This is a genomic window from Rummeliibacillus sp. GQ308, assembly GCF_059759115.1.
The window spans coordinates 1,843,905-1,869,917 of record NZ_JCAXDQ010000001.1; the positions used below are offsets into that span (position 1 = coordinate 1,843,905).

The window sequence follows — 26,013 nt, forward strand, 5'->3', positions numbered from 1 at the left end:
TAGCCACATATTTAGGGCTTTTTCCTACCCTATCTAAATACTTTATATTTCACCTTAACAAATCTAATATATAAAAAAATAGAGGATTTATGCTCATATTTTGAACATAATATCCTCCTACTGGTTTTAGTCTAATTTAATGGCTAATAATCCTTTTAAATACTTACTTTTTTTGCTTCGACACGAATGATTTGATGTTTATTCACTTCTTTTACAATAAATTGGAAACCGTTTTTCTCAAAAAATACGCCTTCCTTGATATTATCATGTTGTGACATAAACCATCCGCCAATTGTATCTATATCTTCTTCATCTATTTGAACACCTAACATAGAATTAACTTGTTCTAATAGCACTTTTCCATTAAATTTAAAATGGCCATCAGCTACCTTTTGAATTTCAGGCTCTTCATCCTCATCAAATTCGTCTCGAATATCTCCAACAATTTCTTCTATAACATCCTCTATAGTTACGAGACCTGACGTACCTCCGTATTCATCTAACAAAATGGCCATATGAATGCTTTCCCTTTGAAATTTTAGTAAAAGGCTATTGATTGGTACCGTATCAATAATACGGATGACAGGCTGCATATACTCTTCAACGGTTTTTTGACCATTTGCGGCATCCATCACAATAGCTGATAAGAGATGCTTCATATTAACAATGCCAATGACATGGTCTTTATCACCATCCATGACCGGATAACGAGTGTATTGTTCTTCATTCATTAATTCAAATACATTATTTAATGTGGTTTCTTTATTAAAGCCAATCATTTCAGTACGAGGAATCATGATTTCTTTTGCAATTCGTTCATCAAATTCAAAAATGCGATTAACCAATTTATATTCAGATGGATTTATTTCTCCACTTTTATAGCTGTCTGATAAAATCATGCGCAATTCTTCCTCGCTATGTGCCTCTTCATGCTCTGTTGACAACTTCAAGCCAAAGAGACTTGTTAACACTCTTGCTGAACCATTTAATATTTTGATGAGTGGATAAGTTACAATGTGAAAAATAATTAAAGGACCTGCAAACCTTAATGTAATCTTTTCTGCCTGTTCGATTGCAAAAGTTTTTGGCGCCAATTCCCCAATAACCACATGCGCAAACGTGACAACCGCAAAGGCAAAGGCGAAAGAAAGCCATTTAGCTAAGCTTCCATCAATACCAGCCATCTCCATTAGGGGTGTAAAGACTTTATGGGCTGTTGGTTCTCCAATCCAGCCTAAGCCGAGGGCTGTAATCGTAATACCTAATTGACAAGCTGATAAGTATTCGTCCAAATGACTTAATACTTTCTTGGCTTTTATAGCTTTTCTATTACCTTCCGTAATAAGTTGATCGATTCGCGTTTGCCTTACTTTTACAATCGCAAATTCTGTGGCGACAAAAAACCCTGTCATTGCAATTAAAAGCACAAACAGAACTAAATTACTGGCTATCTCACTGTCCAAATATGATTTCTCTACGTTATTTGTTTTAACGCAGAGAGTTCACCTCCTGTTTTTTCAACTACTTCTTATTAAAAGGTTAAACATTCAAAAATGCAAATGCTAACCATTGTTTAACGAAAAATTTTAATATTTTGTCATTCAATGCTCTTTTGTCTATGTTGTGCAGCTGAATGTATGTTATTAATAGAAATGATGCATTTTGATTTATCTTTAGGCAACTGCCTTTTAATATAAGTTTATTTTTTAATTGGCATACGCTGCCATTGCGAAAAATTCTTCATATAGTGATCTAAGAATCGTATCTTCGTATTTTTCAAGTATACCAAACGCTAAACTAACCTCAGATGATCCTTGATTGATCATTTCTATATTAGCCCCTGTTCTTGAAATGGCAGTCGCTGCTCTTGCGGCTAGCCCCGTACTGTTATTCATTCCTTCTCCTACAAGAACTACCATTGAAAATCCATGCCGGAAATAAACATCATCTGCATGCAATTCATTGTATGCCCTCTTAATAATCCTTTCTTCCTTTTCAGGTGTTAATTGATGGCTCCTTATAATAACAGAAATATCATCAAGACCAGAAGGTGTATGTTCATAAGAGATATATTCCTCTTCAAGAATTTGGAGTAGTTTACGGCCAAAACCAATCTCTCTATTCATTAAGTATTTGCTGATATATAAGATTGAAAATCCAGCATCAGCTGAAATACCTGTAATAGCATGTGGGTTTACGTTCCTTTTTTCAACTATTTTTGTTCCCTTTGCTTCTGGATTATTTGTATTTTTTATATGAACCGGTATACCCAATTTCACCACTGGCATCAGTGCTTCATCATGAAACACTGAGAAACCTGCGTAAGACAATTCTCGCATTTCTCTATATGTAATCTCCTGAATCTCTGAAGGGTGGTTGACAACTTTAGGATTGGCAGTAAATACACAATCTACATCCGTAAAATTTTCATATACATCTGCCTGAACAGCCGCTGCTAAAATAGAGCCTGTAATATCTGAACCCCCTCGGTCAAATGTCCGTAGCCTACCCGCTTTTGTGAATCCAAAAAAACCCGGAAAAATAACAATATCTTCTGAATTTTTCAAAGCTGCTAGATTCTTATACGCTTCATCTATTGCCATCGTTCTAGATGGGGCTTCGTTTACAATAAGCCCCGCTTCCTTTGGGCTAATATATCTTGCTTTTACCCCTATTTTATTCAAATATGCTGCAATCATTCTGGCGCTATAATCCTCACCGCATGCTTTTATTGTATCAAACAAATATTGCTCGCTGATCTGTATACTATGATGAATACGATTATTCAAATCTCTTCTTAAATCTTCAATAATCGTATCATCTAACCCTAGGTCAACTGCATTCACATGAAAACGAGATACAACCTTTTCAAGTCTCTCTTGATAATCAACTCCGGCAATGACACCATTAACCAAATCGATAAGCAAGTCTGTTACTTTGATATCTTCCGGAAACCTTTTTCCTGGAGCGGATACAACGACTAAGCGTCTTGTTTTGTCCGATTTAACGATTGATGCAACTTTTTTTATTTGTTCCGCATTCGCTACTGAAGTACCGCCAAATTTACATACTTTCATCAAATCATCTCCCAATTATGTACAACATTTTGAATAATGTTTTAAAACAGTGTATAAATAATACAATATTTAGTCAATAAATATAAAAATATTTATCTAATTTTTCTCAACATTAATTTAAATTTTATTTTATATGTAAGCTGGCCTTTTATACTTATAGGTAGGCAGAGTTCAATAATGAAGAAATTTTTTTGATTATTTACCAACTCTCTTTAGAATTTGATATCAGCATTCAGTATCCCTGCTTCTATATAACTTCTTTTTAATTTCCAATGACCGTAATTATTCATCTAAACGTCTGGAAAAATAAAATGTGCTGTTTCTAATGCTTTACCATTTATAACTAGAGGCTGTTACAATGACCATTGTTTCATTATTCTATAAAATATATATCAAAAAATGCTCGACAAGTATTTTCTTTACATAATCCTCTAAAAAAACATCTATCCTTTCATTTTAACCTTTTGTAGGCTTCACCTTTGTTAAAATTATCTATATTCCTTCATCCCATTGAGAATTCCTAGTACAAAAAAAAGTATTGAGAAAAATACTCTCAATACTCTAATTTATAGTACAATCTATTTACTATAGACTTTTAATAATTCTTGTCCTAAGAAGTGCAATTGTTCGCCAACTGTGCAGGATTCAATACAAAATTTATGAGCACCGGCTTTACCGCGTTCTGTACGCAGTTGTTGTTTGGCGAGGCAGCCATCACAATAATTTTCTAATAATTCATCGATTTCTTTAACGACGGTGACCTGGTTGATCAAAATATATCACCTCTTTTTCGTATACGTTTCATTTTACTAAAAATAAGCGATAACATGCAAGTGAAGGGAGTTTAGACATGCTAGAAGTTTACATTGATGGAGCAAGTGCTGGAAACCCAGGCCCTAGTGCCATAGGGATCTTTATTAAAGGGGAAGACCATTTCATAAAATTGAGCGAGCCTATAGGTATGGCCAATAACCATGTAGCTGAATTTATGGCACTTGTACGTGGCTTAGAAGAAGCAAAAAAGTTAACGAAGGGGATGGTATCATTTCGATCCGATTCCAAAATTGTCGTGGCTTCTGTAGAAAAAGAATTTGTGAAAAATGCAGAATATCAGCCATACTTGGAAAAAGCACTTGTTTTAATAAAAGAGTTTGACTTTTTCTTTATCAAGTGGGTTCCTGATACGCAAAATAAAGCTGCTGATGCCCTAGCGAGAGAAGGTATACAAAAAAATAATGCATAGGAATATGCCAGCAGCAACCGCTGTATTGAGCTTGCTACTGGCATTATTTGCATATTCAAAAGTAACGAGTAAAACTATTGTGTAACATTAATTAACGCACCAATTGCTCCGCTAAAACCATGATCTTCTAAAAATACAGGCGTTTTCTTTTTTAATATCGTATAGTCGGCGATAATATCTCGTAGTTTTTCATTATTATCTAATGTTGTCCCGATATATACAATTTGCTCTACTTCATTTTGCTCTGCAAGTTGAATACTAAGCGTAGTAATTACTTCACCAACCAACCCTTGAATTGTTGCTAAAATATCCTCTGTCTTATATTCTAAAACATCATTAATTCCAACCTTGCCAAAATTGCTGGCAGTCAAGGTAGGAGAGATTGGTGTTTCCATCCCCTGATAAATATCTTGTACTAAAAGATCAATACCCATTCTACTTCCTTTTTTAGCAAGTTGAAGTATCTCTTGGTAATTGATAATACCTGTAGTAAGAGCTGACAAGCCAATTAAGGTGCCTCCTCCGACTCCTGTTCCCCCAACTCTCATATGCTCTATTTGATTCATGTAATGGATAGATGTGCCTGTACCAATATTTGTAATGATACATTTGTCGAAATTGTGGTTTTCTTTTTCCAGCTGATACCGAACACCTTTTAGTGTAGCTTCAAACTCAACTATATAATGTAAGTTTGTATCTTGGTCAAGCATTGTCTTTACTTGTTCGGCACGGCCTCCAGTAATTCCAATTTCCTTTATATTATGCTTCGAATTAATCCAATTTATAATAGCTGGCATGTTATTAGAAGGAAAGTGCTTTAATTTTAATTGGTTGTTTTCATCTAAATATGCAAGTTTTGTAAGAGTTCCTCCTGCATCTAAACCGATTGCTTGTGACATATATTAATCTCCTTTTTCCGCCCACTCCTACTTTACTCTGTATGAAGAAATTGTGCAAATAGCTTTTTAGCTTCTCCAAAAAGTCCCATTACGAGCTCGTTATTATAAAAAAACAGAAAAGTAAAGTACCCATAAGAAAGAGTTAAACCTTTCTTATGGGTACTTATGTTAATCCAACTGAATGGATCTTTTTGAGTGTTTAGAAGCAAGATAATGGCTACTCTTAACGAATGCCAATAATCTTAAACCTAAATTTTGTAGGCGAAAAATGGGGACTTTTAGTTATTGATCATTTAATTTTGTATAAATAGCTAATAGATGATTAATATCTTCATCAGATAAAACTTTAAAATATTCTCGTTTCATATCTTGACCTAGGATTGTTGCCTCTTTGAGTACATTTAATCCCTCATCAGTGATTTCTAAAAATGTAATACGACGATCCTTAGAACTTGCGTTTCGGACACAGTAGTGATTGGCAATTAACTTGTCCGATAAATGCGTCAAAGATGCAGGAGCAAATTCTAGATATTTTGCAATATCAGAAGGTCTGCTTGGGCCGTGTTCTTTTAGATAACTCAGAACCAAAATATGAGAAATACCGATATTTACTTTAAATAATTTCTTCCAACGGATAATCATTTTCCCATTTACTTTATCCATTTCATGAAGCAATTCAAATAAGGAAGGATTTTCGGTCATATGCATCACCTTCTTTTCTAAATTTACGAATCATTATTGTGCTGAATATCCACCGTCAATAACTAATTCTGCACCTGTAATATAAGAAGCTTCATCAGATGCTAAGAATAAAGAAGCATTCGCTACTTCTTCTGGTTTACCTAGACGGCCCATTGGAGTAGCACGGATTAAACCATCCATTGCTTCTTTAAATTGGCCAATATTTGCAGTCATTGGTGTTTCAATTACACCAGGGAAAACAGTGTTAACACGGATGTTATGTTTTCCAAGTTCAGCAGCTGCTGCACGTGCAATCGCACGAAGTGAACCTTTAGATGCTGTATATGGGTTCGTACCTGAACCGATTAATGCAGTATATGAGCAAGTATTTACAATTGCACCTTTGCCTGCTTCAATCATATACGGTTTTACATGTTTGATTCCAAGGAATGGTCCAAAAGAGTTGATTTTATGCAATAAAGCCCAGTCATCTGCCGTAACATCATCAGGTGATTTTTGAGATGAAATACCAGCATTATTGATTAAAATATCAATGCGACCATATTTATCTACGATGTTTTTAGTCAATTCAGCCCAATTTTCATCTGAAGTCACATCTAGTTTCATACCTTCAACGCCGTCAATTTCTGAAACATTAGCTAAATTTTGTTCGCTGATATCAGCCGCAATAACAGTTGCGCCTTCTGATGCGAATAATTTTGCCATTTGTGCACCCATACCAGAAGCTCCACCTGTAATGATTGCAATTTTATTCTCTAAACGTCCCATGTAAAAAATCTCCTTTTATTTTCAAGTATTTAAGCATCTAAATAATATCATAATAATTTTGTTTTAGCAAAACTATAGATTATATTTTTCATTTTTCATTAATTGATATAGGATAGTTATAGAATATGTTTGAAAGTGAACGGAGGAAGTTTTAATTGGAAGCACACAAAGATATATATAAAGAAGCAATGACTGTTTTAAAGGAGACAAGCCGTACGTTTTTTATTCCTATTACATTTTTGAAAAAGGACTTGAAAACAACAGTGGCTGCTGCCTATTTGTGCATGCGGGCAATCGATGAAATCGAAGATCATGAAGAATTGCCGACTACTGTAAAAACAGACTTGTTAAATGAAATTAGTCAACTATTAAAATCTTCTGCTAACGAGGACGCCTATCAATCACTGATCGCTCCTTATAAAGACAAATTACCAGAAGTTTCTCTTCGCCTCTTTGATTGGCTATCACTCTGTCCAGAGGGTATCCGCAAGACAGTTGCAGATTCTACTAGTGAAATGGCAGAAGGTATGGCCAAATGGGCTGCAAAAGGATGGATTGTTAAAACGAAAGAAGACCTCGATGAATATACCTATTATGTAGCTGGCTTGGTAGGCACCATGTTATCAGATATATGGCTATGGGGAGCTGGAGTTGAGACTGATCGTGATCTCGCTATTGGTTATGGGCGAGGACTACAAGCTGTTAATATTTTGCGGAACCAGGATGAAGACAGTGAACGTGGCGTAAGCTTCATGCCTGAAGGCTGGACACGCGATGATTTATTTAAATATGCAGAGGAAAACCTGGCAAAAGCTGATGAATATAATAAAAGCATTAAAAAACGCAGTATCTTGATGTTTTGTAAAATTCCTTTAGCATTAGCTCACAAAACACTCGATGCAATGAGAAAAGGCCATGTTAAAATGACGCGGAGCGAAGTAGAACAAACTGTAGAAGAAGTAACTTCAGATATAAATTAAAGTTCTCCGCACCATTTAAATCTCAAGCAAAATTTGTCTAGAAAAAAATAAAGCTGGCGGTTAATAAATGCCGCCAGCTTTATTTTCAAGAATAGATAGACAAAGGCTTCTAAATTTCTCGATAAAGCGCCCATTCATTTCTTTAGTTCTTTTCTTTGGTCCTTTCGTTCTTCCACCTGCTTGACGCACCTTTTGATTAAAATGCCTTGCATAAAGAAGCTGGTCAATATTCTCTGATGTATACTGTAAGCCATTTTGGTTTATAGCATAACCTCCTTTAGCTAACACCATTGCTGCTAGACCATAATCCTGGGTAATGGTTATATCCCCTTTTTGGATTTGATTTACTAAAGCAAAGTCAACCGCATCGGCTCCTTTTGAAACAATAACGGTCTGCACTCCGTCTATCTGTATCAAGTGCGCTGTATCACAGAAAACAATTACTTCAAGTTCAAGCTCTTTTGCAACCTGAATACTTTCAGGTACGACAGGACAGCCATCTGCATCAATACAAATTTTAGGCATTCCATTCACTCCTCAACACTTTCACTTTTCATGCTAACAGTAAAGTACTGATCTGTCACATATGTTAACGCTTTCGTATTTTTATAATAATAATTGATTGAAAATTCACATCATTTTGTATAATATAGAGAGATAAGTCTAATTATATGGGGGTATTAAATGGTTACCAATATGAGAGATTCAAAGCAAATCGCAACTTCCTATATTGATAAAGTATTCAATAACCTGAAAGAACATCACGGTCATGAACCCGAATTTCTTCAAGCAGCGAAAGAAATCCTCTTCTCATTAACACCCGTATTTGAAAAGAAGCCAGAATATATGAAAGCAAGCCTCTTAGAACGGATTGTAGAACCAGAGCGTGTAGTGAAATTCCGTGTTTCGTGGGAAGATGACAGTGGAAAAATCCAAGTAAACCGTGGCTACCGCGTTCAATTCAGCTCCGCAATCGGCCCTTATAAAGGAGGCCTTCGTTTTCATCCTTCTGTCAATGAAAGTATCGTAAAATTTTTAGGCTTTGAGCAAATATTTAAAAACTCTTTGACCGGCCAGCCAATCGGCGGCGCAAAAGGCGGTGCCGATTTTGATCCTAAAGGAAAATCTGATGCAGAAATCATGCGATTTTGCCAAGCATTTATGACGGAATTACATAAATATATTGGACCCGATGTCGATGTGCCTGCTGGCGATATTGGAGTTGGCTCACGTGAGATTGGATTTTTATTTGGCCAATATAATCGAATACGAGGTGCATACGAACCTGGTGTCATTACAGGAAAACTCCCTAGATTTGGTGGATCTTTAGCAAGAAAAGAAGCTACTGGATATGGTACTGTTTACTTTGTGCAAGAAATGCTGAAAGAAAAGGGTCTAACATTCGAAGATGCTACGGTTGTCGTATCCGGAACAGGTAATGTTTCCACGTATGCTATAGAAAAAGCGCAGCAGCTAGGCGCCAAGGTAATTGCATGCTCGGATTCAGATGGATATATCTTTGATCCTGATGGCATAGACTTATCAGTTGTCAAAGACATCAAAGAGATGAGAAGCGGCCGTATTAAAGAATATGTAGACTCCCGTCCGAATGCAACCTATAAAGAAAGCTGCAAAGGCATCTGGAGTATTCCATGTGACATTGCCCTCCCCTGCGCTACTCAAAATGAAATCGACGAAGAATCAGCTAAATTGCTAATTGAAAATGGTCTCAAAGCTGTTGGTGAAGGAGCTAACATGCCCTCAACCTTACAAGCCATTCAAGCATTTTTGGCTAATGATATATTATTTGCTCCAGCTAAAGCCGCTAATGCTGGCGGAGTAGCTGTATCTGCGCTAGAAATGGCTCAAAATAGCATGCGAATTTTTTGGACTTTTGAAGAAGTAGATGAAAAACTGCATGATATTATGAAATCAATCTACGAAAACAGTAAAAACGCAGCAAAAGAATTCGGACATGACGGAAACCTTTTGATTGGCGCCAATATTGCTGGTTTTCTAAAAGTAGCAGATGCAATGATTGCTCAAGGGATTATATAGTAAGTGATAAATTGAAGTTTTATATTCATAGAGTTTTAATTGTTTTGTTATTATCAAAAGCAATAACTTGACTTCCAATCCAATTTGTCAGAAATGTTTTACTTTATAGAATATAAGATTTATAATAGAGATGATTCGTGTTACGAAATAAAGGAGTGGTAAAGATGGTCGAAAATATACTAAAGCGTAATGAAGTACCTGTAGAAGAAACATGGGATTTGACTCATCTGGTTTCTAATGAGGAAGCTTATGAGGAAGGCGTAAAAAAGCTTATAAAAGACACAAATGAATTTAATGCGAAACATAAGGGAAATATTAACAACGCCCAACAAGTAATAGAAGTCATACGTGACTGCGAGGCACTTGTCACATCACTAATCCCCTATGCAACATATGTCTCTCTCCAGCTTGAAGAAGATCAAACAAATAATGAAGCGCAAATTCGAGCAAGTAAATTTAGCACAGTTTCTTCTCAGTTTGCTAGTCTAGTATCATTTATAGATGGCGAAATATTGGAACTTTCATCAGAAGAATTAGAAAAAGCGATAGAAATAGAGCCGACATATGCACACTATCTTAATCGATTAATTGCCAAAAAAGCTCATCAGCTACACCCAGAAGTAGAAAAAACGCTGGCAGCACTTAGCTCAACATTAGATGCGCCGTACGGATTATACAATACAACCAAACTAGTAGATATGAAGTTTGATCACTTTACAGTCGGCGGTAAAAGCTACCCACTAAGCTATAACCTTTTCGAAGGAGATTGGGAATTGGAATCAGATACAGAAGTTCGTCGCGAAGCATTCAAAGCTTTCTCAACAAAGCTGGCAGATTATCAACATACTACTGCTAAAACATATAATACCCATGTTCAAACAGAAAAAACTCTATCTGATTTGCGTGGATATGATTCAGTAACGGACTATTTATTATTTGACCAAGAAGTTGAGCAAGATTTATATCACCGCCAAATCGATTTGATTATGAAAGAATTGGCGCCTCATATGAGAAGATATGCTAAGCTTCTCCAAAAAGAGCATGGTATCGGCAAGATGACATTTGCCGATTTAAAAATTCCAATGGATCCAAGTTATGAACCTTCAGTGACTATCGAAGAATCTCGTGATTATATGAAGAAAGCGCTGGGCGTCATGGGTGAGGATTATCTTGCGATGATTGATGCTGCTTTTGATGAGCGCTGGATCGATTTCGCCAATAATGAAGGAAAATCAACTGGTGCCTTTTGTTCAAGTCCATATGGATTCCATTCCTATATCTTGATTTCTTGGACTGAACGCATGAATGAAGTATTTGTTTTAGCACACGAACTTGGCCATGCAGGGCATTTTAGAAATGCTCAAAAGCATCAAACTCTATTCAATAGTGATTCTTCTAAATACTTTGTTGAAGCACCGTCTACATTGAATGAAATGCTTATGGCGAATTATCTGTTAAAGAATTCAGAGGACCCCCGCTTTAAACGATGGGTTATCTCAAGCATTATTGCACGCACATACTATCATAATTTTGTGACACACTTATTGGAAGCTGCTTACCAGCGTAAAGTGTATGAATTAATCGATGCAGGAGAAAGTGTAAATGCAGCTATCTTAAGCAACATAACGCGCTCGGTTTTAGAAGAATTCTGGGGTAACGATGTTGAAATTAACGATGGAGCAGAGTTGACATGGATGCGCCAGCCACATTACTATATGGGTCTTTATCCATACACATATAGTGCAGGGCTTACTATTTCTACACAGGTATCAAAACGTATCCTAGAAGAAGGCCAGCCCGCTGTGGAAGATTGGCTAAAAGTATTGCAAGCAGGTGGTACAAAATCGCCTGTTGAACTTGCAAAAATGGCCAATGTAGATATCACTACAGACAAACCATTACAAGAAACCATCGCATTCATTGGTTCTTTAATTGATCAACTAGAAGAATTAACTGCAGAAATTCATCAAACAACAAACTAATATAGAAAAAAACGTAACAATGCTGTTTTTGGCATTGTTACGTTTTTTAGTTCTTCTCATTTATAGTGTAATTAACGAATGAATCATAGCCGATGCATACACTTTATTTTATATTCCTAACTTGTCTTTTTTTTGTCCATAGTCCTACGAGTATAAGTAAGACCATACTTATGATTGGGATAATTATATTCATAAGTGGTGTTGTAGCTTCAACTAGTCGATGTCCATATTTGTCATTGACAATCATGTGCCCTGCCGTATAAGCAATGAGCAAACCGCCAATCCATATTAAAATAGGGAATTTCTCCATTAATTTAATAATGATTTGGCTACCAAAAATAATTAAAGGTATACTAACAAGCAGGCCTAATGCAACAAGGCCATTATGTCCATTGGCAACACCTGCAATAGCCAAAACATTATCAAGGCTCATAACGAAATCCGCAACTATGATGGTACGTACAGCAGCGAATAAGTTATTGCCGCTTTTTATATCCGGATCTTCTTCTTTTGAACGAATTAAATCATACGCGATATAAAATAAGAGCAAGCCGCCTACCACTTTTACGAATGGAATTTGTAGTAGCCAAACAGCAATAAATGTCAAGACGATCCGTAAACCGATTGCACCGCCTGTTCCAATCAATATGGCTTTTTTTCGTTGGTTTTTTGCTAGGTTGCGGCAAGCGAGTGCTATGACTACTGCATTGTCTCCACTTAATACAATATCTAGCAAAATAATTGATACAATCTTTGCAATAAATTCTGCTTCCATTTATTCTCCTACTTTCTAAAAGCTCTCTAGTTTATTGTACATTACTCCCTCAAAATAAAAAGCAAAAAACTTCGATAATTATATTTTTATGTACGAGGTATTCTTTCTATGCATCGTCATCTAGAACCCTCAATAACTCTTAACAAGAAAATTCGGTATAAAGTAATTCCCCATTTCAACCTCTATTACTCATCTAATGAGAGAGTATAATCATACTTCTAACCAAGTTTAAGGAACATTAAAAAAGGTATATTTTTAAGTATTAAGGAAAATATAACCTATATGTATAATGGAAGGAATGGTGGCATTGCTTAGTAAAGAAAAAATGGAAATTATTAAATCTACTGCCCCCGCCTTAGAGGCACACGGTAAAGAGATTACAACGGTCTTTTACAAACGGCTTTTCGAAACACACCCAGAACTATTAAATATTTTTAACCAAACAAACCAAAAACAAGGACGTCAGCAATTAGCGTTAGCAAATGCCGTCTATGCTGCAGCTGTTCATATTGAAAACCTTTCGGAAATTATGCCTGTCGTTAGACAAATTTCTGAGAAACATCGAAGTCTTGGCATTAAACCTGAGCAGTATCCAATCGTGGGTGAAAATTTATTAATCGCCATTAAAGAAGTACTTGGCGATGCAGCAACACCAGAAATTATGGATGCGTGGACTGAGGCATACGGGGTGTTAGCGGATGTCTTCATCAATACTGAAGAAGAGATGTACAAGGAAACAGAAAATAAGCCTGGCGGATGGAGATTCTTTAAAGACTTTACCCTAGTTGATAAAATTCCAGAAAATAGATTAGTGACTTCATTCTACTTAAAACCCGCTGATGATGCACCACTGCCTGACTATAAGCCAGGTCAATATATTACAGTACATGTGCCGATATCTGGGCAAAAGTATGCACATAAGAGGCAATATAGTTTGTCTAAAACCTATGATGGAGAATCATATCGAATTTCTGTTAAACGCGAAATCATAACTGACCCAGCAGGCATTGTTTCCAACTATTTGCATGATTCATTAAATGTAGGAGACAAAATACAAATCAGCGCACCAGCAGGCGAATTTTTCTACCACACAAAAGCTGGTACTTCTGTCGCCTTTTTAGCTGGCGGCATTGGAATTACTCCACTTTTTAGTATGGTTCAATCAGCTGTTAAAGAAAATAAGGAAAAAATCCATTTTATCCAAAGTGTTAGCACCCAAGATTTATTAACATTTAGTGATGCCTTGAAGGAATTAGCGAATGATCATTCACAGCTATACTACCATGAGTTAATTACTCAAACTGATGGCTTTGTATCAAAAGAGTTTTTGGAAAAGCATATTGACACTTCTACAGATGTCTATATATGCGGACCCATTCCTTTTATGGTGGCCATGGTTAAGCATTTGCTAGCTATGGGATTGCAGGAAGACCACATCTTCTACGAATTCTTTGGTCCATCCATGACAATTGATACGGAGACACCTGAAATATAAAAAGATTAAGCGATTAAGCTTAATCTTTTTTTATAATGTTTCAGTTGCTATTTAACTTGTTCATTGGTGTATAATTAAATTACAAATTCTATTTTGAAGGTGTTATAACATATGGATTCTAAAGCTAACACGTTTCTTTCTAACGAAGAAATGGAAATTTATGAATATGCTCTAAGAGATGAGTTTAAAGGTATGCATATACCAAGCGAAAAGCAAGATGAATATATTGAAAAAATACTAACAGCTGATGAAGAAGCGATCATGCACTTAAGAAAAAAAGGTGCGATTGCAATTTCACGTGAAATTTTACAAGAAGACAATATTTTCAATAAAAAATAAGGATGTGCTCATAATTGCACATCCTTATTTTTTCTTTAAACGCGGATAACCGATTAAAATAGCCCCTACCGCACAAATAGCCATTAAAATAGGATAAAACGAATAAAACATTATGCTTACCGTTGAGATACCTGCGACACTCGCTGCAGCTAATAACTGCGGTGAATAGGGAACAAATCCTTGCCATACACTAGCAAATATATCTAATAAACTTGCAGATTTTCTTGGATCGACTTCATATTGATCCGCTATTTTTTTTGCTAGAGGTCCTGTCATTAAAATCGCAATTGTATTATTAGCAGTCGAGATATCAGTCACACTCACTAAACTTGCAATGCCGAATTCTGCCCCTTTTTTCGAACGAATTTTTTTGGATATAAACGTTAGAAGGAAGTCAATACCTCCAGCATGCTGTATTAATGCTACAAGTCCGCTGATTAATACTGCAATAATAGCAATATCCTCCATACCAACTATTCCTTTACTCGCCGCTTCTACAAACGAGAGAACACTTAATGAGCCATTTATCAAACCAATTGCAAAAGAAACAATAATGCCTCCTAGCAACACTTTTATTACATCCACCCCAATTATGGCTGCAACCAGCACATAAATGTAAGGAACTATAGAAAGGATTGAATAATCATAGGAGTTTTTGAGTGCATGACTGTTTCCTGCTGTCAAAATCCCTATAATAATAGCTGTTACCACAGCTGCAGGTAACACAATCCAAAAGTTCACCTTGAATTTATCACGCATATCTGTACCTTGTGTTCGAACAGCTGCAATAGTGGTATCTGATATAACTGATAGATTATCGCCGAACATGGCTCCTCCTACCACTGTTGCCATGGTTAAGGCTACTGAGATTTCAGTAGCATCTGCTATCCCAACGCCAATAGGAGATAATGCCACCACAGTCCCCATCGATGTGCCCATCGACAATGAAATTAAACAGCCAATAATAAATAACCCTACTAATAAAAAATTCTGTGGCAGGTATGTTAACCCTAGATTTACGGTTGATTCCACAGCGCCCATCTCTTTAGCCACATTTGAAAATGCACCTGCTAAAAGGAAAATTAAAACCATTAGCATGACATCTTTGTTTCCCGCACCTTTTAAAAATACTTCTAGCTTTTTCTCTGTTCCATCTCGGCGATTCATTACAAAAGCAGCTATACAGGCAATTCCAACAGCCATATTAAGTGGCATAGCTGTAAAGTCTTTTGTCAATATGCCAGAACCAATGAATAAGAGTATAAAAATAAGAAAAGGCAATAATGCCCATTTGTTGCCATGATTCATTCAAAAAATCCTCCACTTTTTAAATACACAAAGTTAATCATACCGAAATGGTTTTACAATGTAAATTTTTATTGTTTTCAGTTTTCCCTTCGCGCTTTTTCCAACAAATATTTACTTCCCTAATAATCAGAAAAGCATGCAAAAAAGCCGAAATTTCCTTACTTGAGGAAATCCGGCTTAAGATTAGTACACAATAAAACCAAATGTAATGACAAGCAGTAAAACAATTCCTATAAGGATTAATCCAATTACGATGCCTGGCAATACGAGCGTAAAAAATGATCGCCAGTTCGAAAAGCGATGTGCAGTTGCGACACTTCCCACTTGGATGACAAACGTCCAAATAGTAACTATAAAGACCGCTAATGTCAGCACAATACTAATAATCGCAGCACCATTTGTTAATGCTTCATCGTTCATATTAAAAAAACTTTGAGGGGCATTGGCCATCCATACTAGCATAAATGGAGCAAGAGTAATATTAGGAATCGATGATAAACTAATTACTTTAAATATATCTTCAAAGCTTCCTTTTCCTTTAAATAATTTCCCTACAAGCCAAATGACACCTGAAGAAATAATGACGCTGACTGCCCCTATGAATGGTCCCGCTAAAATACAACCAAGCAACAGTAGCCAAATGGAAAAAGAAGGATATAACTCTTGTCCAGACAAGCCTATCATTGTGCTTGCCATTCCGCCAAGTATGACGTAGAGAATAGCATATGTCCAATTCTTATGTTCGATCACATAGCTGGCAGTTTTCTTTGGGTGGAGCCATATTGAAAAGAATGGCTGAATTTTATAGTCGTCAGGTTGATTCATAGAAAATAATACTCTCCTTTTTCTTTTTAGAAACTCTTTATAGTACATATACTCTTTTATATTAGGCTAAACTATCGCGCATAACTTTCACATATCTAAGCGTTTAATCTCGCAAAAATGCCGCCTTTTTCCATCAATTCAGTGAACGTTCCATCTTCTGCTATACCATCTTTTGTTACTACCATTATACGATTAGCATTCCGAATTGTTGCAAGTCTGTGAGCAATAACGATTGTAGTACGGTTTTTCGCCAATTCCATTAGTGAATCTTGAATAATTTTTTCGGTCTGTGTATCAAGTGCAGAAGTCGCTTCGTCTAGGATTAATATAGGAGGATTTTTAAGGAACATTCTAGCGATCGCTAAACGTTGCTTTTGCCCACCTGATAATTTTAATCCCCTCTCACCAATTTCTGTTTGATAGCCATCTGGCAAACTTTCTATTAGTTCGGAAAGGTTTGCTTTTTCTGCAGCATATTGAATTTCTTCAAATGAGGCTCCTAGTTTGCCATATTCAATATTCTCCTGAATGGTACCAGTGAACAAAAATACATCCTGCTGAACTATACCAATTTGTTTGCGCAATGAATGCTTCGTCATATCACGAATATCTATTCCATCAATGGTAATTGAACCACTATTAACATCATAAAAACGTGGAATAAGCGAGCTAATTGTTGTCTTCCCCGCTCCTGAAGGCCCTACAAAAGCTGTCATTTCGCCTGCTTTTAAATCGAAAGATAAATTCTGTAGAATTTCATTTGAATGATCATAACTAAAATCTACATTATTGAAGGAAATAGCACCTTTTAAATGTGGAGCAATTAAAGCATTCGGCTTATCTTGAACCTCGGGATCACGAGCGAGTAAATCTTGAAAGCGTTTAAAGCCCGCCATGCCTTTCGGATACAACTCCAGTAATGCTGTGATTTTATCAATCGGCTTAATTAACACATTTGTATACAAGATAAAGCTAACCAGCTCACCATATGACAATTTGTCATGAAAACTTAGCCATGCTCCCACTACAAGGACTAGTAAAGTCAAGAGCCTCGTCATAAAATAGATACTAGCGTTTGTCGCTCCCATGACTTTATAAGCACTTAATTTAACAAGGCGAAATAATCCATTCTGTTTTTTAAAACGATTTTTTTCATAGGTTTCATTTGTAAACGATTGTACTACTCGAACACCTGAAACGCTATCCTCTACTCGTCCGTTGATTTCAGCTATTTCTCCGTACATACCCGTCCATGCCCTATTCATTTTTACATTAGATACATAAACAAGAACCATTAAAATTGGAACCATTACAAGCACAATCCATGAAAGCGTTGGATTCACGGTAAACATGATCCAAAAAGCGCCAATAAAAGTCATGATAGCGATAAAGAAATCCTCTGGCCCATGATGTGCAAATTCGCCAATATCAAATAAATCATTCGTTATTCGGCTCATGATATGGCCGGTTTTAGTATTATCAAAAAACCGGAAAGACTGCTTTTGAACATGTGTAAACAATTCTTCTCTCATATCAGTTTCAATATTTATACCAAGTTTATGACCAAGATAATTAACAATAAAGTTTAAGATGGTACTCAATAGATACACCAGAAGCAAAAGGCCTCCTACTTTCGTGATCATTCCCCAGTTGTTTGTAGGAAGCAGCGTATCAATAAACTTTTGAACAGCTACAGGAAACGCTAGCTCTAAAATAGCCACAATAATGGCTGAACAAAAATCAATTATAAACAATTTCCTATGTGGTTTGTAGTAACTAAAAAACTGTTTTAGCATATGTATGAAGTCCTTTCTGAAAATTTCGTTATCCTAAATATCATACAGAACTTTTAAATAGAAAGCGACCCATTTTACCTAATTTAATTGTCAAGATAGGTTTAAACCTCATATTAGCAAACAGTCTATGGAAAGCTATTATATTTTTTAATAAATAAAGGCTGGCACACTTCAAAATTTATGGTAAACATCTTTTTGCATACAAAAAAACCTTCAGAACAATACAGAATGCTCTGAAGGTTAGGTTATGTAATGACCCCTACGGGATTCGAACCCGTGTTACCGCCGTGAAAGGGCGGTGTCTTAACCGCTTGACCAAGGGGCCATTATTGTATGGCGGAGAAGGAGGGATTTGAACCCTCGCGCCGGTTGCCCGACCTACACCCTTAGCAGGGGCGCCTCTTCAGCCACTTGAGTACTTCCCCATATGGCTCCGAAGGCAGGACTCGAACCTGCGACCCTCTGATTAACAGTCAGATGCTACTACCAACTGAGCTACTTCGGAATAGTAAATATGGTGCCGGCGAAAGGAGTCGAACCCTCGACCTACTGATTACAAGTCAGTTGCTCTACCAACTGAGCTACACCGGCATTTGATGGTGGGTCGGGACAGAATCGAACTGCCGACACTTAGAGCTTCAATCTAATGCTCTACCAACTGAGCTACCGACCCATCAAAATAAGAATATATTAAACTAAAAAATGGCGGTCCGGACGGGACTCGAACCCGCGACCTCCTGCGTGACAGGCAGGCATTCTAACCAGCTGAACTACCGGACCATTTGGTTGCGGGGGCAGGATTTGAACCTGCGACCTTCGGGTTATGAGCCCGACGAGCTACCGAACTGCTCCACCCCGCGATAATAGTATAGAATATAATCTTTTCAATCAACAAAGCATAATAACATCTTCCACGCTTCGCTTGCGTCAATGTTAATCGCAACCTTCGTATTGCAATTTGCTCCACCCACGATAATAATACGAATATGCTTTCGTAAAATACCAGATCATTTGGTTGCGGGGGCAGGATTTGAACCTGCGACCTTCGGGTTATGAGCCCGACGAGCTACCGAACTGCTCCACCCCGCGATAATAATATGAGTATGCTCTTGAGAAAATGGAGGAGGAAGAGGGATTCGAACCCCCGCGCGGTTTGACCCGCCTGTCGGTTTTCAAGACCGATCCCTTCAGCCAGACTTGGGTATTCCTCCAGGGAAATATGGCGGCCGAGGGGATCGAACCCCCGACCTTACGGGTATGAACCGTACGCTCTAGCCAGCTGAGCTAGGCCGCCATAGTATTAAATATTAAAATTGGTGGAGCCTAGCGGGATCGAACCGCTGACCTCCTGCGTGCAAGGCAGGCGCTCTCCCAGCTGAGCTAAGGCCCCAATGTGTATAGAATATAAATGGTCGGGAAGACAGGATTCGAACCTGCGACCCCTTGGTCCCAAACCAAGTGCTCTACCAAGCTGAGCTACTTCCCGGAAATGGTGCGCCCAGCAGAAGTCGAATCCACAACCTTCTGATCCGTAGTCAGACGCTCTATCCAATTGAGCTATGGGCGCTTGTTAGAAATAGAATTTCAAGCTAAAAGCCGAAAATTATGTATGTCCTACTAGTAATCCAGACCATTCTACTATTAAGCGGAAGACGGGGTTCGAACCCGCGACCCCCACCTTGGCAAGGTGATGTTCTACCACTGAACTACTTCCGCGTTAAAGACAAGATTAATTATATACCGACATTTTTATAAATGCAATACTTTTCTTAAAAAAATTATAAACAATCTTGTTTATACCATTTCTTTCAGAAGCACTACCTTAATAAGTCTACAAGCTAAGCTTCAAAAAATCAATATAAATATAAATGGGTTGGATAGCGTAAGACAGTCTATTTTCACACATCCATAACATTAATTTTTATTCAAAATTCGGCCAGGGAAAATCTCCACGATAATATTGTATTTTTAACTTTTCCAAATCGCTGTTCCATTTACAAAGTGCATTGGAATACTTTTTTTGGTCTTCTTCTCTGGATTTGAGTTTTATTCTCTTTGATAACTCTGCTACAGTCACCTCTAAACCATATTCTTCTACAAAATCATTTAAAGCTTGCCAACGTTGTTCATCTGTCCGACCAGATATTTGATAACCATATTTTCTTAATTCACTAAAGTTTAACCCGAATTGTTTAGTTTTCTTCTCCGCAGTTTGAATATTGTACTTTTTAAACATTCTAAAATTTTCTACTTCCTTTGCAGTAAAAACTTTCTCAAGGAAATATTGCATAATCTCTCCTTTCAACAAGTCTATATTTTTTTGTTCTTCATTGATGATAGAAATAAATTTGTTTAGCTCTCGTAAAGTTTTGCTTAACGAATAGTCATGATAACTTTTATATAGCTTCGCAGAAAGTGGTTTATTCTGATCATGATAAAAAAGTTTAAACATTTTATTTTGTTCAAGTTGGCTTAATTTCTTATAATAAATTATGTATAAAAGTAGATTTAGACCTTCTATATCAGAAAAGCGCTTTAAGCTATTAGATTGCACAGTTCTTTCTAAGAAATGTTCTAGAAGCACACTCCAATTTTTCACTTTATACATGTATAAGATTTTTAATTGAGTTTGAGGAGTTGTATTTGAAAAAAGCTCATGATAAAAATCCATATTTTTCTTTAATAGACTTTTTATTCTTTTGCTTTGATTCACATCTAATAAACTTAAACAATTGGAAAGAACGTAAATAAATTCTTCTATATATATCTTTGAATTTTCATCGTCAATGCCTATTCTAAATAGATGTTCAATTACTCTTTGCTTTTCCTCTAGGATACATTCTTTATTAAGTAGAACGGTAATGCCATCCGTGAAGTCCATAATTTTATTTTTGGCATCTATTTCCTTTCGTAATTTCTTCCTTTCTTCTAAAAGATTGTTATTTACCTTCTTGATGATGCCTATTTCTTTTAACAACAGTTCTTTTTCACTTTTCAGCTTCTGAATATACATATTTCGTCCCTGAATTTCATTTTTTAAAGCTTCTGTTTCTAATTGGGTGATATTTTCTAACTCATCAAAGAACTCATTAAAATTTTCAGTAATCATCTCTAATACATGATCTCTAGTAATTATACTAATCCCCCGCTTCCAACACTCATTAACGAGAACATTCGACATAAAAAAAGAAATTCCTTGTAATTTGAAATAAAAAACATCCGCATTCCTAAAATGCGGATGTTTTTATTAAGCTTTCTCTATCTCAAAGTGTTGAATCCAGTCGCTGTAGCTTCCAGTATATAATTGTATATCTTCATATGCCATTTCCTTTAGCATTGCGAATAACGGGGCAGCAGTGACACCACTTCCACAATAAACCGTAATTGGTTCTTTCTTAGATGCTAGTTCCAACAATGTTTCATTAGGACAAAGTTTACCATCTTGTAATAATTGCTCCCAATCATAATTTATTGCTCCAGGAATATGGCCAGCAACTTGATCTATCGGCTCTATCTCTCCTTTATAGCGAGCATTCGATCGGGCATCAAGCAATGTTCTATCCACATGACCATCTACGATTTCCTTTACTGCTGTGCGGTCTGCATATAGGTGTTCCTGCCATTTTAAGTTTAAGTTTGATCGTTGGACAACCGTTAATTCATTCGACGTTTTGAAGCCTGCATTAACTAAAGCAGGATACCCTTCTTGTACAATCTGTACTTTCTGAAACCCGCCATACTTTAGTAACCACCACGCTCTTGCTGCAAATGGTGTTCCGCCTTGATCGTAGACTAGTATAGTATCGTCCATTTGCAGTCCACTTCTTTCAAATAGAGACTGTAGTTTATCTTTCGTGGGCATTGGGTGGCGTCCCGCATGCTGCTCCATGTCTGATAAGTCCTTCTCCAAATCCCAGTAAACAGCTTCTGCAATGTGCTGTTTTTGATAAGCAGTCGAACCTTCGGCAGAATTCTGGAGATTAAAACGAGCATCAATCCATTTATAATTTTCTTGAGAGTCAAGAGAGATATCCTTTACTGAAAGAAAAACTTCACCCATCACTTCTCCACCCCATTCATTAGTGTGTTGTAAATGTGTTTCCATTCTTCAAGCTTCGTACCTTCATGAAGCAACGTTTTTTCAATATCAATTTGGTTAATAGCTTGTCTTGAGATGTGTAGACGCAATTCTTCAGCAAGTTTTCCAATAATGTCTTCAAGCCATTTTTTCATGCGTGCTGATTGTTCATCTAGATACTTTTTGGCATCTGGCTTAGTTAGCTCTTCAAGTGCTTCACGCAACTTCAGATTATCGCCTTTTTCAAAAAAGGACTTATTATTTTTAAAATATTTATTAACGGATTCATATGGTTTACTATCAGAAAAAGGACCCACGAATTCTAAAATATTAGGTTCTTCAGCCTCAAATGGCATAAATGAAAAACTAGCATTGATGTCTTTAAGCTGTTTCATATCATCTAGGTCTCGTTCGTGAATTTTTTTCATAATAAATTTCGCAATTCTAAAGTTAGTAACACGCATTTCTTGTTCAAAATCAAACCCTAAACTTGCTAGGACTTCTTTCAAAGCAATGGCTAATGCAACTGAAGAAGATTTTGATGCGAAGGTTGTAGGGTTATAGCCTTCTTTAAAGAAATCCGGGTATCGATAATAAACTCGCTGTAATACAAAGTAGAGCAGTTCATCCAGTTCCTGTTTTGTATCTTTTGTAATCGTTTGAGCTGCAGAGTGCATATATCTTGTGTGGATATACTGTTCTAACTTAGCTAGCTCAGCAAGACGTTCATCTTTTCGCTTCATATTGTCTTCGGTTTGCTGGATCAGTATTCGAAGTCTTTCTTGGGCTTTTTCCGTTTCTTCAGCTAGTGCTTGAACTGCTAGTGCTGTCAATTCTTCTGATAAGAAGTGATGGAAATTCTCTTCAAACAATGGCAAACCAGAATGTAAATCCTGACTTTCTAATTTTTCTTGCAATGCTAATAAACTCGAAACACCAAATAGTCTTGGATGGCGAATGCCGAAACGTTGGAGTTCTTGTTTCACATAATCTTTTACGTCTTCTGCTTCCTCTGCATCCTTTGCAAGATCAATTGCATTAACGATAAAGAACATCTTATCTAGTTCAAATGCATCCTTCACACGTCCAAGTTGGATTAAGAATTCTCTATCGGCTTTTGCAAACGCGTGATTGTAATAAGTAATAAATAATATGGCATCTGCATTACGAATATACTCAAACGCCACCCCCGTATGCCGTGCATTTATAGAGTCTGCTCCCGGTGTATCTACTAATGTCACACCTAAACGGGTTAATTCACAATCGTAATAAAAATCAATACTATCGACAAAGCAGCTTCTGCTTTCTTGAGCTACGAACTTTTCAAACTCTTCGCGGTTTGTCCTGATAGTATTGCCCAATTTTCCTTTAAATGTAGGATAGCCTTCTTTGAAGGCACGCACAAAGGATTTATGAACATGCAGTCTTTCATCGTCGAGTGGTTTAGCTAAAGCCTCTTCTGCCCGATCATATGCTTCATTTAGTGAATGAATTGTAATTCCAATTGCTTCATAACTAGCAATAATGTCATTTTCTAATTGTCCAATAGTTTTTAAGTGGACATCAGCCGTTTCATGCGGATGGCCTTCTGAAATAGGACGAATTTTATTGATAGCAGCTGTTGTAGGATTAGGAGACACTGGCAGTACTTTTTGCCCCATCAATGCATTTGAAAAAGAAGATTTCCCTGCACTAAATGCTCCAAAAAGTGCAATTGTAAAATCTTTTTGCTTTAAGCGATTCACTTTATTTTTTAAATAATTTGCAACCTCTGAAAATCCTTGAATTGGTTCAATAGCGCTTGCTGTTCTTACAGCGTTTTGAAGAGCAGTTGTCGAGTGTATTGATGGAGATGAAATTTTGTCCTCCAATTCCTCTTCTTGATCCTGCTCCTCTTTTTTTACGAGCATAGATGGATCAAACGGTCGGATATTGCCCATTGCCTTTTCATGTTCTTGTTCCCACTCAGATACACATTGATCTGCTTCAGGATTCATTGTCTGAATCGAGACCGTTTTTTGGATAGCAAAATATTTTTCCTGTTCTTCAATTGCTTTTGCGCCATCAATTACTTCTACTTTGTTTTTCAATACTGCACATTTTTTCTTTAAGGGCTCTACTGTCGTAAAGGACAACTCTTCTATATAAGCGCTTTTTTCAAACTTCCATTGATCCGTGTCTTGCTTATACCACCTCTTTGTGGCACTTGCTACACGATTGGCGAAGTTTAAAAGCGCATCCCCTGTAATACCAGAATCAAGTTTCACTTGTTCTTCAATTACGGAAAATGGTGGCTGCATATCAAAATCATCGATTTCATGAGAAAAATCATCCGTTAAAGCATTAACTAATTTCAATGAGCTCTTCATTAAAGAGCGCATATGACCGGAAATTTGGGAGAACGCTATTTCTTTATAAAGTGAATACAGAGATTCCTTACGCTGATCCTTTTCTACTTGTGTTTTTTTACCAGAAAAAAGCATTCCAACTTTGAAATCTGGCTGTACACTTTCCAAATAATATTTCAGCTTTTCTCGTAATTCGAAAGGCATTATAGCAGCATTTTCTAATAATTCATCACGGCTGTGATCAAAATTCTTTTGCCAATTTGATGCTGAATACAACTTCAACTGTTGAAGTACTACTTCAAAGTCTGCTGTAATCTCTTCGTTATTTTCCCACTCTTCTTGCGATAAAATGGTTTCATTATTTTCTAATAGCTGCTTTTTATTAGTTTCTAAATATTGTGCATGTTCTATTTGAAGCTGCTCAAGAGCTGCTTTACCTCCAGCAATTAAATGATCTTGCCATCCTTCCATACTATTCATGACTATTTCTTTTACTTTATTATAATCATTGTAAGGAAGATTAAAGTCTCTTAATGAGGTAAAGTAAATCCCTTTTGGCTCTACCCCCCAATTTGAGAATGATTGATACACCGAATCGGAAAATTCCTGAAAGGTTAGTTCACTCTCTTTATGTTTATCAATTTGGTTCACAATTAGATAAACATTAGGATTATGCTTCATTAAATTCTTTGTAAATTGGAAGTTTAATTCTGATTGGACATGGTTATAGTCCATTACATAAAAAACAATATCAGCCAAATGCAGTGTCGTTTCCGTAGATAAACGATGCGCATCATCTGTCGAATCAACACCTGGTGTATCCATTACTGTTATGCCTTTTGGCAAAACAGAATCTTTATGGCCAATTTCAATTTGAGAAACCAAGGCACCGTTCTTAGCGAATTCTTTTACTGTTTTAATATCATACCCGTCATCAAATTTGATAGGATTTTGATCTACTAGGTATGCAATGGCATAATTCTCATCCGATTTATGTACTTTTACAACGTTTGCGCTTGTTGGTATAGGAGAAGAAGGAAGGAGATCATCCCCTGTCAGCGCATTAATCATAGTAGATTTACCTGCAGAGAAATGACCTGCAAAGGCAATCATATATTCTTTATTAATAAGCTTTTCAGCAAATAATTTCGTTTTTTGAAGCCTTTCCTGGTCTTCGTTATGTTGATAGATTAAATATTGCATTGCAGTCTGTTTTAGCAGCAGATGTAGTTGTTCTTCAAAATGACTCATGAAAATCATTTCCTCCTTTTTTGCCTTAACGCTATTTTACCATGCCTATAATAAAAAAATCCTTCTATTATTAGAAGGATTAAAAAAAT

The 26,013-nt window shown here is 36.5% G+C and carries 20 protein-coding genes and 14 tRNA genes; 6 read left to right on the forward strand and 28 right to left on the reverse strand.

What is annotated here, in order from left to right:
• Nucleotides 1-155: 155 nt before the first annotated feature.
• The 3 genes from AC6CHJ_RS09190 to AC6CHJ_RS09200 all read right to left on the reverse strand — a co-directional run bounded on the left by AC6CHJ_RS09190 (nt 156) and on the right by AC6CHJ_RS09200 (nt 3,847).
• Nucleotides 156-1,463 carry a hemolysin family protein gene (locus AC6CHJ_RS09190; protein ID WP_147196734.1) on the reverse strand — a complete coding sequence of 436 codons (1,308 nt, stop codon included), beginning with the start codon at nt 1,461-1,463 and terminating at the stop codon, nt 156-158.
• 243 nt (nt 1,464-1,706) lie between these two features.
• Nucleotides 1,707-3,077, reverse strand: coding sequence for an aspartate kinase (locus AC6CHJ_RS09195; RefSeq protein WP_498288210.1), 1,371 nt, complete (start codon nt 3,075-3,077; stop codon nt 1,707-1,709).
• A gap of 578 nt (nt 3,078-3,655) precedes the next feature.
• Nucleotides 3,656-3,847: a zinc-finger domain-containing protein gene (locus AC6CHJ_RS09200; RefSeq protein WP_147196927.1), complete on the reverse strand. Its 192-nt coding sequence runs from the start codon at nt 3,845-3,847 to the stop codon at nt 3,656-3,658.
• Between the two features lie 80 nt (nt 3,848-3,927).
• On the opposite strand from AC6CHJ_RS09200, the gene AC6CHJ_RS09205 reads away from it, so the two are divergent.
• Nucleotides 3,928-4,320: a reverse transcriptase-like protein gene (locus AC6CHJ_RS09205; protein ID WP_498288212.1), complete on the forward strand. Its 393-nt coding sequence runs from the start codon at nt 3,928-3,930 to the stop codon at nt 4,318-4,320.
• Between the two features lie 74 nt (nt 4,321-4,394).
• Here AC6CHJ_RS09205 and coaW read toward each other — a convergent pair whose 3' ends face one another.
• The 3 genes from coaW to AC6CHJ_RS09220 all read right to left on the reverse strand — a co-directional run bounded on the left by coaW (nt 4,395) and on the right by AC6CHJ_RS09220 (nt 6,689).
• The gene (coaW, locus tag AC6CHJ_RS09210) at nt 4,395-5,219 is read right to left on the reverse strand and encodes a type II pantothenate kinase (RefSeq protein WP_147196729.1); all 825 of its coding nucleotides are present in this window, start codon (nt 5,217-5,219) and stop codon (nt 4,395-4,397) included.
• 282 nt (nt 5,220-5,501) lie between these two features.
• Nucleotides 5,502-5,921: a MarR family winged helix-turn-helix transcriptional regulator gene (locus AC6CHJ_RS09215; RefSeq protein ID WP_066788341.1), complete on the reverse strand. Its 420-nt coding sequence runs from the start codon at nt 5,919-5,921 to the stop codon at nt 5,502-5,504.
• Between the two features lie 33 nt (nt 5,922-5,954).
• Nucleotides 5,955-6,689 carry an SDR family NAD(P)-dependent oxidoreductase gene (locus AC6CHJ_RS09220; protein ID WP_147196727.1) on the reverse strand — a complete coding sequence of 245 codons (735 nt, stop codon included), beginning with the start codon at nt 6,687-6,689 and terminating at the stop codon, nt 5,955-5,957.
• A gap of 188 nt (nt 6,690-6,877) precedes the next feature.
• On the opposite strand from AC6CHJ_RS09220, the gene AC6CHJ_RS09225 reads away from it, so the two are divergent.
• On the forward strand, nt 6,878-7,669 hold the full coding sequence (locus tag AC6CHJ_RS09225) for a squalene/phytoene synthase family protein (RefSeq protein ID WP_150284953.1): 792 nt from the start codon (nt 6,878-6,880) through the stop codon (nt 7,667-7,669).
• A gap of 60 nt (nt 7,670-7,729) precedes the next feature.
• Here AC6CHJ_RS09225 and AC6CHJ_RS09230 read toward each other — a convergent pair whose 3' ends face one another.
• Entirely contained in the window at nt 7,730-8,194 is a 465-nt protein-coding gene (locus tag AC6CHJ_RS09230) for a YaiI/YqxD family protein (protein ID WP_150284666.1), read from the reverse strand.
• Between the two features lie 159 nt (nt 8,195-8,353).
• On the opposite strand from AC6CHJ_RS09230, the gene gdhA reads away from it, so the two are divergent.
• Together gdhA and pepF are read left to right on the forward strand one after the other, a co-directional pair.
• Nucleotides 8,354-9,727, forward strand: coding sequence for an NADP-specific glutamate dehydrogenase (gene gdhA / locus AC6CHJ_RS09235; protein WP_223823551.1), 1,374 nt, complete (start codon nt 8,354-8,356; stop codon nt 9,725-9,727).
• Nucleotides 9,728-9,891: 164 nt separating this feature from the next.
• A complete protein-coding gene (gene pepF / locus AC6CHJ_RS09240; protein ID WP_446738200.1) occupies nt 9,892-11,709 on the forward strand; it encodes an oligoendopeptidase F in 1,818 nt (605 codons plus the stop codon).
• Nucleotides 11,710-11,812: 103 nt separating this feature from the next.
• Here pepF and AC6CHJ_RS09245 read toward each other — a convergent pair whose 3' ends face one another.
• A complete protein-coding gene (locus tag AC6CHJ_RS09245; RefSeq protein WP_066788352.1) occupies nt 11,813-12,484 on the reverse strand; it encodes a TerC family protein in 672 nt (223 codons plus the stop codon).
• A gap of 307 nt (nt 12,485-12,791) precedes the next feature.
• Here AC6CHJ_RS09245 and hmpA point away from each other — a divergent pair, with 307 nt between their 5' ends.
• Both hmpA and AC6CHJ_RS09255 read left to right on the forward strand, forming a co-directional pair.
• Nucleotides 12,792-13,979, forward strand: coding sequence for an NO-inducible flavohemoprotein (hmpA, locus tag AC6CHJ_RS09250; protein WP_150284668.1), 1,188 nt, complete (start codon nt 12,792-12,794; stop codon nt 13,977-13,979).
• A gap of 111 nt (nt 13,980-14,090) precedes the next feature.
• A complete protein-coding gene (locus tag AC6CHJ_RS09255) occupies nt 14,091-14,318 on the forward strand; it encodes a hypothetical protein (protein ID WP_147196719.1) in 228 nt (75 codons plus the stop codon).
• 24 nt (nt 14,319-14,342) lie between these two features.
• On the opposite strand, the gene AC6CHJ_RS09260 is transcribed toward AC6CHJ_RS09255, so the two are convergent.
• The 20 genes from AC6CHJ_RS09260 to AC6CHJ_RS09355 form a co-directional block, all read right to left on the reverse strand.
• Nucleotides 14,343-15,626, reverse strand: coding sequence for a Na+/H+ antiporter NhaC family protein (locus AC6CHJ_RS09260; RefSeq protein WP_498288215.1), 1,284 nt, complete (start codon nt 15,624-15,626; stop codon nt 14,343-14,345).
• 183 nt (nt 15,627-15,809) lie between these two features.
• On the reverse strand, nt 15,810-16,451 hold the full coding sequence (locus tag AC6CHJ_RS09265; RefSeq protein ID WP_498288217.1) for a Yip1 family protein: 642 nt from the start codon (nt 16,449-16,451) through the stop codon (nt 15,810-15,812).
• A 95-nt stretch (nt 16,452-16,546) separates the two neighbouring features.
• On the reverse strand, nt 16,547-18,247 hold the full coding sequence (locus AC6CHJ_RS09270; protein ID WP_147196713.1) for an ABC transporter ATP-binding protein: 1,701 nt from the start codon (nt 18,245-18,247) through the stop codon (nt 16,547-16,549).
• Between the two features lie 253 nt (nt 18,248-18,500).
• Nucleotides 18,501-18,572 (reverse strand) — tRNA-Glu (locus AC6CHJ_RS09275).
• Nucleotides 18,573-18,581: 9 nt separating this feature from the next.
• A tRNA-Ser gene (locus AC6CHJ_RS09280) sits at nt 18,582-18,672 on the reverse strand.
• Between the two features lie 3 nt (nt 18,673-18,675).
• Nucleotides 18,676-18,752 (reverse strand) — tRNA-Asn (locus tag AC6CHJ_RS09285).
• 10 nt (nt 18,753-18,762) lie between these two features.
• A tRNA-Thr gene (locus AC6CHJ_RS09290) sits at nt 18,763-18,838 on the reverse strand.
• A gap of 6 nt (nt 18,839-18,844) precedes the next feature.
• A tRNA-Phe gene (locus AC6CHJ_RS09295) sits at nt 18,845-18,920 on the reverse strand.
• A 30-nt stretch (nt 18,921-18,950) separates the two neighbouring features.
• Nucleotides 18,951-19,027 (reverse strand) — tRNA-Asp (locus AC6CHJ_RS09300).
• Between the two features lie 3 nt (nt 19,028-19,030).
• A tRNA-Met gene (locus AC6CHJ_RS09305) sits at nt 19,031-19,107 on the reverse strand.
• Between the two features lie 152 nt (nt 19,108-19,259).
• A tRNA-Met gene (locus tag AC6CHJ_RS09310) sits at nt 19,260-19,336 on the reverse strand.
• 29 nt (nt 19,337-19,365) lie between these two features.
• Nucleotides 19,366-19,458: transfer RNA gene (locus AC6CHJ_RS09315), tRNA-Ser, on the reverse strand.
• Nucleotides 19,459-19,467: 9 nt separating this feature from the next.
• A tRNA-Met gene (locus tag AC6CHJ_RS09320) sits at nt 19,468-19,541 on the reverse strand.
• A 20-nt stretch (nt 19,542-19,561) separates the two neighbouring features.
• Nucleotides 19,562-19,637, reverse strand: a tRNA-Ala gene (locus tag AC6CHJ_RS09325).
• Nucleotides 19,638-19,656: 19 nt separating this feature from the next.
• Nucleotides 19,657-19,733, reverse strand: a tRNA-Pro gene (locus AC6CHJ_RS09330).
• A gap of 4 nt (nt 19,734-19,737) precedes the next feature.
• Nucleotides 19,738-19,814, reverse strand: a tRNA-Arg gene (locus AC6CHJ_RS09335).
• A 77-nt stretch (nt 19,815-19,891) separates the two neighbouring features.
• Nucleotides 19,892-19,963: transfer RNA gene (locus AC6CHJ_RS09340), tRNA-Gly, on the reverse strand.
• A gap of 205 nt (nt 19,964-20,168) precedes the next feature.
• Nucleotides 20,169-21,428 carry a hypothetical protein gene (locus tag AC6CHJ_RS09345; protein WP_498288219.1) on the reverse strand — a complete coding sequence of 420 codons (1,260 nt, stop codon included), beginning with the start codon at nt 21,426-21,428 and terminating at the stop codon, nt 20,169-20,171.
• A gap of 66 nt (nt 21,429-21,494) precedes the next feature.
• Nucleotides 21,495-22,352: a sulfurtransferase gene (locus AC6CHJ_RS09350; RefSeq protein WP_498288221.1), complete on the reverse strand. Its 858-nt coding sequence runs from the start codon at nt 22,350-22,352 to the stop codon at nt 21,495-21,497.
• Nucleotides 22,307-25,924: a dynamin family protein gene (locus AC6CHJ_RS09355; protein ID WP_498288223.1), complete on the reverse strand. Its 3,618-nt coding sequence runs from the start codon at nt 25,922-25,924 to the stop codon at nt 22,307-22,309. Before AC6CHJ_RS09355 ends, AC6CHJ_RS09350 begins: the two co-directional genes overlap by 46 nt.
• Between the last annotated feature and the right edge of the window lie 89 nt (nt 25,925-26,013).